The sequence below is a fragment of the Klebsiella sp. Lac1 genome (genome assembly GCF_009825425.1).
Classification (GTDB): Bacteria; Pseudomonadota; Gammaproteobacteria; order Enterobacterales; family Enterobacteriaceae; genus Klebsiella; species Klebsiella electrica.
The window spans coordinates 16,476-25,856 of record NZ_VJZJ01000004.1 but is presented as its reverse complement, the minus strand read 5'-3'; the positions used below and the strand labels follow the sequence as shown (position 1 = coordinate 25,856).

20 protein-coding genes are annotated in these 9,381 nt (G+C 50.7%); 19 read left to right on the top strand and 1 reads right to left on the bottom strand.

Going from position 1 to position 9,381, the window contains the following annotated elements:
* Positions 1 to 52 precede the first annotated feature (52 nt).
* Positions 53 to 529: a bacterioferritin gene (bfr, locus tag FNY10_RS22670; RefSeq protein ID WP_004868378.1), complete on the top strand. Its 477-nt coding sequence runs from the start codon at positions 53 to 55 to the stop codon at positions 527 to 529.
* Here the strand turns inward: bfr and FNY10_RS22665 are convergent.
* Complete coding sequence (locus FNY10_RS22665; protein ID WP_160704477.1) at positions 513 to 980, bottom strand: prepilin peptidase; 468 nt, start codon at positions 978 to 980, stop codon at positions 513 to 515. The two genes, bfr and FNY10_RS22665, sit on opposite strands and share 17 nt — an antisense overlap.
* Positions 981 to 1,359: 379 nt before the next feature.
* On the opposite strand from FNY10_RS22665, the gene rpsJ reads away from it, so the two are divergent.
* The 18 genes from rpsJ to rplR all read left to right on the top strand — a co-directional run bounded on the left by rpsJ (position 1,360) and on the right by rplR (position 9,380).
* Positions 1,360 to 1,671 (top strand): 30S ribosomal protein S10, encoded by a 312-nt coding sequence (rpsJ, locus tag FNY10_RS22660; RefSeq protein WP_001181005.1) that lies wholly within the window; start codon positions 1,360 to 1,362, stop codon positions 1,669 to 1,671.
* A 32-nt stretch (positions 1,672 to 1,703) separates the two neighbouring features.
* Positions 1,704 to 2,333 carry a 50S ribosomal protein L3 gene (gene rplC, locus FNY10_RS22655; RefSeq protein WP_004868374.1) on the top strand — a complete coding sequence of 210 codons (630 nt, stop codon included), beginning with the start codon at positions 1,704 to 1,706 and terminating at the stop codon, positions 2,331 to 2,333.
* Positions 2,334 to 2,343: 10 nt separating this feature from the next.
* Complete coding sequence (rplD, locus tag FNY10_RS22650) at positions 2,344 to 2,949, top strand: 50S ribosomal protein L4 (protein WP_000424395.1); 606 nt, start codon at positions 2,344 to 2,346, stop codon at positions 2,947 to 2,949.
* On the top strand, positions 2,946 to 3,248 hold the full coding sequence (gene rplW, locus FNY10_RS22645; RefSeq protein ID WP_004868363.1) for a 50S ribosomal protein L23: 303 nt from the start codon (positions 2,946 to 2,948) through the stop codon (positions 3,246 to 3,248). The genes rplD and rplW overlap by 4 nt, the downstream gene beginning before the upstream one ends.
* Before the next feature lie 17 nt (positions 3,249 to 3,265).
* A complete protein-coding gene (rplB, locus tag FNY10_RS22640) occupies positions 3,266 to 4,087 on the top strand; it encodes a 50S ribosomal protein L2 (protein WP_002919786.1) in 822 nt (273 codons plus the stop codon).
* Positions 4,088 to 4,103: 16 nt separating this feature from the next.
* Entirely contained in the window at positions 4,104 to 4,382 is a 279-nt protein-coding gene (rpsS, locus tag FNY10_RS22635) for a 30S ribosomal protein S19 (RefSeq protein ID WP_001138115.1), read from the top strand.
* 14 nt (positions 4,383 to 4,396) lie between these two features.
* On the top strand, positions 4,397 to 4,729 hold the full coding sequence (gene rplV, locus FNY10_RS22630; protein ID WP_002919773.1) for a 50S ribosomal protein L22: 333 nt from the start codon (positions 4,397 to 4,399) through the stop codon (positions 4,727 to 4,729).
* A gap of 17 nt (positions 4,730 to 4,746) precedes the next feature.
* The gene (gene rpsC / locus FNY10_RS22625) at positions 4,747 to 5,445 is read left to right on the top strand and encodes a 30S ribosomal protein S3 (RefSeq protein WP_002919766.1); all 699 of its coding nucleotides are present in this window, start codon (positions 4,747 to 4,749) and stop codon (positions 5,443 to 5,445) included.
* Positions 5,446 to 5,457: 12 nt separating this feature from the next.
* Positions 5,458 to 5,868, top strand: coding sequence for a 50S ribosomal protein L16 (gene rplP / locus FNY10_RS22620; protein ID WP_002919759.1), 411 nt, complete (start codon positions 5,458 to 5,460; stop codon positions 5,866 to 5,868).
* A complete protein-coding gene (gene rpmC / locus FNY10_RS22615; protein ID WP_004868359.1) occupies positions 5,868 to 6,059 on the top strand; it encodes a 50S ribosomal protein L29 in 192 nt (63 codons plus the stop codon). Before rplP ends, rpmC begins: the two co-directional genes overlap by 1 nt.
* Positions 6,059 to 6,313: a 30S ribosomal protein S17 gene (gene rpsQ, locus FNY10_RS22610; protein ID WP_100686349.1), complete on the top strand. Its 255-nt coding sequence runs from the start codon at positions 6,059 to 6,061 to the stop codon at positions 6,311 to 6,313. The genes rpmC and rpsQ overlap by 1 nt, the downstream gene beginning before the upstream one ends.
* A gap of 161 nt (positions 6,314 to 6,474) precedes the next feature.
* The gene (gene rplN, locus FNY10_RS22605) at positions 6,475 to 6,846 is read left to right on the top strand and encodes a 50S ribosomal protein L14 (protein WP_002919748.1); all 372 of its coding nucleotides are present in this window, start codon (positions 6,475 to 6,477) and stop codon (positions 6,844 to 6,846) included.
* Between the two features lie 10 nt (positions 6,847 to 6,856).
* On the top strand, positions 6,857 to 7,171 hold the full coding sequence (gene rplX / locus FNY10_RS22600; RefSeq protein WP_100686348.1) for a 50S ribosomal protein L24: 315 nt from the start codon (positions 6,857 to 6,859) through the stop codon (positions 7,169 to 7,171).
* Between the two features lie 14 nt (positions 7,172 to 7,185).
* Positions 7,186 to 7,725, top strand: a complete 540-nt coding sequence (gene rplE, locus FNY10_RS22595) for a 50S ribosomal protein L5 (protein WP_100686347.1) — start codon at positions 7,186 to 7,188, stop codon at positions 7,723 to 7,725.
* 14 nt (positions 7,726 to 7,739) lie between these two features.
* Positions 7,740 to 8,045 (top strand): 30S ribosomal protein S14, encoded by a 306-nt coding sequence (gene rpsN / locus FNY10_RS22590; protein WP_002919667.1) that lies wholly within the window; start codon positions 7,740 to 7,742, stop codon positions 8,043 to 8,045.
* A 33-nt stretch (positions 8,046 to 8,078) separates the two neighbouring features.
* Positions 8,079 to 8,471: a 30S ribosomal protein S8 gene (gene rpsH, locus FNY10_RS22585; protein WP_004106343.1), complete on the top strand. Its 393-nt coding sequence runs from the start codon at positions 8,079 to 8,081 to the stop codon at positions 8,469 to 8,471.
* Between the two features lie 12 nt (positions 8,472 to 8,483).
* The gene (gene rplF, locus FNY10_RS22580) at positions 8,484 to 9,017 is read left to right on the top strand and encodes a 50S ribosomal protein L6 (RefSeq protein ID WP_041142965.1); all 534 of its coding nucleotides are present in this window, start codon (positions 8,484 to 8,486) and stop codon (positions 9,015 to 9,017) included.
* Between the two features lie 9 nt (positions 9,018 to 9,026).
* Complete coding sequence (gene rplR / locus FNY10_RS22575; RefSeq protein WP_000358960.1) at positions 9,027 to 9,380, top strand: 50S ribosomal protein L18; 354 nt, start codon at positions 9,027 to 9,029, stop codon at positions 9,378 to 9,380.
* The last annotated feature ends 1 nt before the right edge of the window (position 9,381 follow it).

The window sequence follows — 9,381 nt, the reverse complement described above, 5'->3', positions numbered from 1 at the left end:
ATCTTTATAGCCCGAACTACGCTTCAATAAGTGGAAGCGGAGGGACTATATAATGAAAGGTGATGTCAAAATCATAAGTTATCTCAACAAATTGTTGGGAAATGAGCTGGTCGCAATAAATCAGTATTTTCTTCACGCCAGAATGTTCAAGAACTGGGGCCTGATGCGTCTCAATGACGTTGAATATCATGAATCCATCGATGAAATGAAACACGCCGATAAGTACATCGAGCGAATTCTCTTTCTTGAAGGTATCCCCAATTTGCAGGATCTTGGCAAGCTGGGCATCGGTGAAGATGTCGAAGAGATGCTGCAATCTGATTTACGACTGGAACTCGAAGGCGCAAAAGACCTACGTGAAGCGATTGCTTATGCCGACAGCGTCCATGACTATGTCAGTCGCGACATGCTTATTGAAATCCTGACAGACGAAGAAGGCCATATTGACTGGCTGGAAACGGAACTGGATCTGATTGGTAAATTAGGGTTGCAAAACTATCTCCAGTCACAAATCAAAGTGGCTGACTGACAAGCGTTTGCCACCCGCACCAAAAACCCGCTGCAGCCAAAAAAGGGCCAAAAGGCAGCGGGTTGTTTAATGACCCCTGCACTTTCCCGAGAATAATCAATAGCAGCATGACTCCACCGGCGAAGACAGTCGCCATAAAAACCAACTGCGGCAGCATCTGCCAGCCGTGCCACGCGCCTAGTGCGGCCAGCAATTTGACATCCCCATAGCCTAACCCTTCATAGCCACGAATACCCCGGTAAAGCCAATAGAGCAACGCGAAAGCCAGATAGCCACCGATGGCGCCGCCAACGGCATATTCTAATTGAAGCGGGGCATAGTAAAGACAACTGAGCAGCCCGCTCCAGAGCAGAGGGCAGGTCAGGCGATCGGGAAGCAGACCGTAGCGCAGATCGTACCAGCAGAGGGTGAGGGATAAACCGCTATAGACAAGTAATGAGAGGTGCATCATCGGTGAGGCTGCCTGCAATGGGGAATATGCGCGGAGTCTGGTCGAAAAAGGGATGAATGGCAAAGCCCTACCTTCAGTATCGCGAGGCGTCATCCACGGTATTCGCTCGGTTTTCATTACTTTCTATGCCTGTCCGCCGCGGCACGCAAAAATGCTTGCTGATTTTGTATGCAGCACTTGCGTCTGGCGCGAATTTGCGTATAATGCGCGGGCCTGTCAAAATTGGCTGGCTGGTTCGATATGAACCCTGATAGAGCTTTTAGCTATCAAACAATGTTCCCAATTGGGGAACTATGTAAGAACGGTTACACTCTCCCATCAATCGTAATGGGTATGAGGAGTAACCATTTCGTCTATAAATAATTGGAGCTCTGGTCTCATGCAGAACCAAAGAATCCGTATCCGTCTTAAAGCGTTTGATCATCGTCTGATCGATCAATCAACCGCGGAAATCGTCGAGACTGCCAAGCGCACTGGTGCGCAGGTTCGTGGTCCGATCCCGCTGCCGACCCGCAAAGAGCGCTTTACCGTTCTGATCTCTCCGCACGTCAACAAAGATGCGCGCGATCAGTACGAAATCCGCACTCACAAGCGTCTGGTTGACATCGTTGAGCCAACTGAGAAAACCGTTGATGCTCTGATGCGTCTGGATCTGGCTGCCGGTGTAGACGTGCAGATCAGCCTGGGTTAATCAGGTCATCGAGCGATTGAGAGGTTGAAACAATGATTGGTTTAGTCGGTAAAAAAGTGGGCATGACCCGCATCTTCACTGAAGATGGCGTATCTATCCCAGTAACCGTAATCGAAGTTGAAGCAAACCGTGTTGCTCAGGTCAAAGACCTGGCTAACGATGGTTACCGCGCAATTCAGGTTACCACCGGTGCTAAAAAAGCTAACCGTGTAACCAAGCCGGAAGCTGGTCACTTCGCTAAAGCTGGCGTAGAAGCTGGCCGTGGTCTGTGGGAATTCCGTCTTGCTGACGGCGAAGAATTCACCGTAGGTCAGAGCATTAGCGTTGAACTGTTTGCTGACGTTAAAAAAGTTGACGTAACCGGTACCTCTAAAGGTAAAGGTTTTGCTGGTACCGTTAAGCGCTGGAACTTCCGTACCCAGGACGCGACTCACGGTAACTCCTTGTCCCACCGCGTTCCGGGTTCTATCGGTCAGAACCAGACTCCGGGCAAAGTGTTCAAAGGCAAGAAAATGGCAGGTCAGCTGGGTAATGAGCGTGTCACCGTTCAGAGCCTGGACGTAGTACGTGTTGACGCTGAGCGCAACCTGCTGCTGGTTAAAGGTGCTGTCCCGGGTGCAACCGGTAGCGACCTGATCGTTAAACCAGCTGTGAAGGCGTGAGGAGATAGCAATGGAATTAGTATTGAAAGACGCGCAGAGCGCGCTGACTGTTTCCGAAACTACCTTCGGTCGTGATTTCAACGAAGCGCTGGTACACCAGGTTGTTGTTGCTTATGCAGCTGGTGCTCGTCAGGGTACTCGTGCTCAGAAGACTCGTGCTGAAGTAACTGGTTCAGGCAAAAAGCCGTGGCGCCAGAAAGGTACCGGCCGTGCGCGTTCAGGTTCTATCAAGAGCCCGATCTGGCGTTCCGGTGGCGTAACCTTCGCTGCTCGTCCGCAGGACCACAGTCAAAAAGTTAACAAAAAGATGTACCGCGGCGCGCTGAAAAGCATTCTGTCCGAACTGGTACGTCAGGATCGTCTGATCGTTGTCGAGAAGTTCTCTGTTGAAGCGCCTAAAACTAAGCTGCTGGCACAGAAACTGAAAGACATGGCTCTGGAAGATGTGCTGATCATCACCGGTGAGCTGGACGAGAACCTGTTCCTGGCTGCGCGCAACCTGCACAAGGTTGACGTACGCGATGCAACTGGTATCGACCCGGTTAGCCTGATCGCCTTCGACAAAGTCGTAATGACTGCTGATGCTGTTAAGCAAGTTGAGGAGATGCTGGCATGATTCGTGAAGAACGTCTGCTGAAGGTGCTGCGTGCACCGCACGTTTCTGAAAAAGCGTCTGCTGCGATGGAAAAAACAAACACCATCGTTCTCAAAGTTGCTAAAGACGCGACCAAAGCAGAAATCAAAGCTGCTGTGCAGAAACTGTTTGAAGTCGAAGTCGAAGTCGTTAACACCCTGGTCGTTAAAGGGAAAGTTAAACGTCACGGACAGCGTATCGGTCGTCGTAGCGACTGGAAAAAAGCTTACGTCACCCTGAAAGAAGGCCAGAATCTGGACTTCGTTGGCGGCGCTGAGTAAGTCGGAGGAGTAATACAATGGCAGTTGTTAAATGTAAACCGACATCTCCGGGTCGTCGCCACGTTGTTAAAGTGGTTAACCCTGAGCTGCACAAGGGCAAACCTTTTGCTCCGTTGCTGGAAAAAAACAGCAAATCCGGTGGTCGTAACAACAATGGCCGTATCACCACCCGTCATATCGGTGGTGGCCACAAGCAGGCTTACCGTATTGTTGACTTCAAACGCAACAAAGATGGTATCCCGGCAGTTGTTGAGCGTCTTGAGTACGATCCGAACCGTTCCGCGAACATCGCGCTGGTTCTGTACAAAGATGGCGAACGCCGTTACATCCTGGCCCCTAAAGGCCTGAAAGCTGGCGACCAGATTCAGTCTGGCGTTGATGCTGCAATCAAAGCAGGTAACACCCTGCCGATGCGCAATATCCCGGTTGGTTCTACCGTTCATAACGTAGAAATGAAACCAGGTAAAGGCGGTCAGCTGGCTCGTTCCGCTGGTACTTACGTTCAGATCGTTGCTCGTGACGGTGCTTATGTCACCCTGCGTCTGCGTTCTGGTGAAATGCGTAAAGTCGAAGCAGACTGCCGCGCTACTCTGGGCGAAGTTGGCAATGCTGAGCATATGCTGCGCGTACTGGGTAAAGCAGGTGCTGCACGCTGGCGTGGTGTTCGTCCTACCGTTCGCGGTACTGCGATGAACCCAGTCGACCACCCACATGGTGGTGGTGAAGGTCGTAACTTTGGTAAGCACCCGGTATCCCCGTGGGGCCTGCAGACCAAAGGTAAGAAGACCCGCAGCAACAAGCGTACTGATAAATTCATCGTACGTCGCCGTAGCAAATAATTTTAGAGGATAAGCCATGCCACGTTCTCTCAAGAAAGGTCCTTTTATTGACCTGCACTTGCTGAAGAAGGTAGAGAAAGCGGTGGAAAGCGGAGACAAGAAGCCCCTGCGCACTTGGTCCCGTCGTTCAACGATCTTTCCTAACATGATCGGTTTGACCATCGCTGTCCATAATGGTCGTCAGCACGTTCCAGTTTTTGTTTCCGACGAAATGGTTGGTCACAAACTGGGTGAATTCGCACCGACTCGTACTTATCGCGGCCACGCTGCTGATAAAAAAGCGAAGAAGAAATAAGGTAGGAGGAAGAGATGGAAACTTTAGCTCAACATCGCCATGCTCGTTCTTCTGCTCAGAAGGTTCGCCTCGTAGCAGACCTGATTCGCGGTAAGAAAGTGTCGCAGGCCCTGGATATTCTGACCTACACCAACAAGAAAGCTGCTGTACTGGTCAAGAAGGTACTGGAATCTGCCATTGCTAACGCTGAACACAACGATGGCGCTGACATTGACGATCTGAAAGTTGCGAAAATTTTCGTAGACGAAGGCCCGAGCATGAAGCGCATTATGCCGCGTGCGAAAGGTCGTGCAGATCGCATCCTGAAGCGCACCAGCCACATCACTGTGGTTGTGTCCGATCGCTGAGACTCTGGAGACTAGCAATGGGTCAGAAAGTACATCCTAATGGTATTCGCCTGGGTATTGTCAAACCATGGAACTCTACCTGGTTCGCGAACACCAAAGAATTCGCTGACAACCTGGACAGCGATTTTAAAGTACGTCAGTTCCTGACTAAAGAACTGGCTAAAGCGTCCGTATCTCGTATCGTTATCGAGCGTCCGGCTAAGAGCATCCGTGTGACCATTCACACTGCTCGCCCGGGCATCGTTATCGGTAAGAAAGGCGAAGACGTAGAAAAACTGCGCAAGGTCGTAGCGGATATCGCTGGCGTTCCTGCACAGATCAATATCGCCGAAGTTCGTAAGCCAGAACTGGACGCTAAACTGGTTGCTGACAGCATCACTTCTCAGCTGGAACGTCGTGTTATGTTCCGTCGTGCGATGAAGCGTGCTGTACAGAACGCAATGCGTCTGGGCGCTAAAGGTATCAAAGTTGAAGTTAGCGGCCGTCTGGGCGGCGCGGAAATCGCACGTACCGAATGGTACCGTGAAGGTCGCGTACCGCTGCACACTCTGCGTGCTGACATCGACTACAACACCTCTGAAGCGCACACCACTTACGGTGTAATCGGCGTTAAGGTATGGATCTTCAAAGGCGAGATCCTGGGTGGTATGGCTGCTGTTGAACAACCGGAACCGGCTGCTCAACCTAAAAAGCAGCAGCGTAAAGGCCGTAAATAAGGAGCGTCGCTGATGTTACAACCAAAGCGTACAAAATTCCGTAAAGTGCACAAAGGCCGCAACCGTGGTCTGGCGCAGGGTACGGATGTTAGCTTCGGCACTTTCGGTCTGAAAGCTGTTGGCCGTGGTCGTCTGACTGCACGTCAGATCGAAGCAGCACGTCGTGCTATGACCCGTGCAGTTAAGCGTCAAGGTAAGATCTGGATCCGTGTATTCCCGGACAAACCGATCACCGAGAAGCCGCTGGAAGTTCGTATGGGTAAAGGTAAAGGTAACGTGGAGTACTGGGTTGCCTTGATTCAGCCGGGTAAAGTCCTTTATGAAATGGACGGCGTACCGGAAGAGCTGGCCCGTGAAGCCTTCGGCCTGGCAGCAGCGAAACTGCCTATCAAAACCACCTTTGTAACTAAGACGGTGATGTAATGAAAGCAAAAGAGCTGCGTGAAAAAAGCGTTGAAGAGCTGAACGCTGAGCTGCTGAACCTGCTGCGCGAGCAGTTCAACCTGCGTATGCAGGCTGCAAGTGGCCAGCTGCAACAGACTCATCTGCTGAAGCAAGTGCGTCGTGATGTTGCACGCGTTAAGACTTTACTGACTGAGAAGGCGGGTGCGTAATGACCGATAAAATCCGTACTCTGCAAGGTCGCGTAGTTAGCAATAAAATGGAGAAATCCATTGTTGTTGCTATCGAACGTGTGGTGAAACACCCGGTATACGGTAAATTCATCAAGCGTACGACCAAACTGCACGTACATGACGAGAACAACGAATGCGGTATCGGTGACGTGGTCGAAATCCGCGAATGCCGTCCGCTGTCCAAGACCAAGTCCTGGACGCTGGTTCGCGTTGTAGAGAAAGCAGTTCTGTAATAGAGCCTGTATTCTCAACGGATAAACGGCTCAGCGATGAGCCGTTTATTTTTTCTACCCATATCCGATTTCCGGTGTTATAATGCCGCGCCCTCGATATGGGGATTTTTAACGGCCCGACTTTGGGTCTCAGTAGTAGTTGACATTAGCGGAGCACTAAAATGATCCAAGAACAGACTATGCTGAACGTCGCCGACAACTCCGGTGCACGTCGCGTAATGTGTATCAAGGTTCTGGGTGGCTCGCACCGTCGCTACGCAGGCGTAGGCGACATCATCAAGATCACCATCAAGGAAGCAATTCCGCGTGGTAAGGTCAAAAAAGGTGATGTGCTGAAGGCGGTAGTGGTGCGCACCAAGAAGGGTGTTCGTCGCCCGGACGGTTCTGTCATTCGCTTCGATGGTAATGCATGCGTTATTCTGAACAATAACAGCGAGCAGCCCATCGGTACGCGTATTTTTGGGCCGGTAACTCGTGAGCTTCGTACCGAGAAGTTCATGAAAATTATCTCTCTGGCACCAGAAGTACTCTAAGGAGCGAATCATGGCAGCGAAAATCCGTCGTGATGACGAAGTTATCGTGTTAACCGGTAAAGATAAAGGTAAACGCGGTAAAGTTAAGAATGTCTTGTCTTCCGGCAAGCTCATTATTGAAGGTATCAACCTGGTTAAGAAACACCAGAAGCCGGTTCCGGCTCTGAACCAACCGGGTGGCATCGTTGAAAAAGAAGCTGCTATTCAGGTTTCTAACGTTGCAATCTTCAATGCGGCAACCGGCAAGGCTGACCGTGTAGGCTTTAGATTCGAAGACGGCAAAAAAGTCCGTTTCTTCAAGTCTAACAGCGAAACTATCAAGTAATTTGGAGTAGTACGATGGCGAAACTGCATGATTACTACAAAGACGAAGTAGTTAATAAACTCATGACTGAGTTTAACTACAATTCTGTCATGCAAGTCCCTCGGGTCGAGAAGATCACCCTGAACATGGGTGTTGGTGAAGCGATCGCTGACAAGAAACTGCTGGATAACGCAGCAGCTGATCTGACAGCAATCTCCGGTCAAAAGCCGTTGATCACCAAAGCACGCAAATCAGTTGCAGGCTTCAAAATCCGTCAGGGCTATCCGATCGGCTGTAAAGTAACTCTGCGTGGCGAACGCATGTGGGAGTTCTTTGAGCGCCTGATCACTATTGCTGTACCGCGTATCCGTGACTTCCGTGGCTTGTCCTCTAAGTCTTTCGACGGTCGTGGTAACTACAGCATGGGTGTCCGTGAGCAGATCATCTTCCCAGAAATCGACTACGATAAAGTCGACCGCGTTCGTGGTTTGGATATTACCATTACCACTACTGCGAAATCTGATGAAGAAGGCCGCGCTCTGCTGGCTGCCTTTGACTTCCCGTTCCGCAAGTAAGGTAGGGTTACTTAATGGCTAAGCAATCAATGAAAGCACGCGAAGTAAAGCGCGTGGCTTTAGCTGATAAATTCTTCGCTAAACGCGCTGAACTGAAAGCTATCATCTCTGATGTGAACGCAACCGACGAAGATCGTTGGAATGCCGTTCTCAAGCTGCAGACTCTGCCGCGTGATTCCAGCCCGTCTCGTCAGCGTAATCGCTGCCGTCAAACAGGTCGTCCGCATGGTTTCCTGCGGAAGTTCGGGTTGAGCCGTATCAAGGTCCGTGAAGCCGCCATGCGCGGTGAAATCCCGGGTCTGAAAAAGGCTAGCTGGTAATTGTCACCAATTGAATCACGGGAGTAAAGACAGATGAGCATGCAAGATCCGATCGCGGATATGCTGACCCGTATCCGTAACGGTCAGGCCGCGAATAAAGCTGCGGTCACCATGCCTTCCTCCAAGCTGAAAGTGGCAATTGCCAACGTGCTGAAGGAAGAAGGCTTTATTGAAGATTTTAAAGTTGAAGGCGACATCAAGCCGGAACTGGAACTGACTCTTAAGTATTTCCAGGGTAAAGCTGTTGTAGAAAGCATTCAGCGTGTCAGCCGCCCAGGTCTGCGCATCTATAAACGTAAAGATGAGCTGCCGAAAGTTATGGCGGGTCTGGGTATCGCAGTTATTTCTACCTCTAAAGGTGTTATGACTGATCGTGCAGCGCGCCAGGCTGGTCTTGGTGGCGAAATTATCTGCTACGTAGCCTAATCGGAGGAAAAAATGTCTCGTGTTGCTAAAGCACCGGTCGTTGTTCCTGCCGGCGTTGACGTAAAAATCAACGGTCAGGTTATTACGATCAAAGGTAAGAATGGCGAGCTGACTCGTACTCTCAACGATGCTGTTGAAGTTAAACATGCAGATAATGCACTGACCTTCGGTCCGCGTGATGGTTTCGCAGACGGTTGGGCTCAGGCTGGTACCGCGCGTGCCCTGCTTAACTCAGTAGTTATCGGTGTTACCGAAGGCTTCACTAAAAAGCTTCAGCTGGTTGGTGTAGGTTATCGTGCAGCGGTTAAAGGGGATGTAGTAAACCTGGCTTTAGGTTTCTCTCATCCTGTTGAACACAAGCTGCCGGCCGGTATCACTGCAGAATGTCCGACTCAAACTGAAATCGTGCTGAAAGGCGCTGATAAGCAGGTGATCGGCCAGGTTGCAGCAGATCTGCGCGCCTACCGTCGTCCTGAGCCTTATAAAGGCAAGGGTGTTCGTTACGCCGACGAAGTCGTGCGTACCAAAGAGGCTAAGAAGAAGTAAGGTAACACTATGGATAAGAAATCTGCTCGTATCCGTCGTGCGACCCGCGCACGCCGCAAGCTCCAGGAGCTGGGTGCAACTCGCCTGGTGGTACATCGTACCCCGCGTCATATTTACGCACAGGTAATTGCACCGAACGGTTCTGAAGTTCTGGTAGCTGCTTCTACTGTAGAAAAAGCTATCGCTGAACAACTGAAGTACACCGGTAACAAAGACGCGGCTGCAGCTGTGGGTAAAGCTGTTGCTGAACGCGCTCTGGAAAAAGGCATCAAAGATGTTTCCTTTGACCGTTCCGGGTTCCAATATCATGGTCGTGTCCAGGCACTGGCAGATGCTGCCCGTGAAGCTGGCCTTCAGTTCTAAG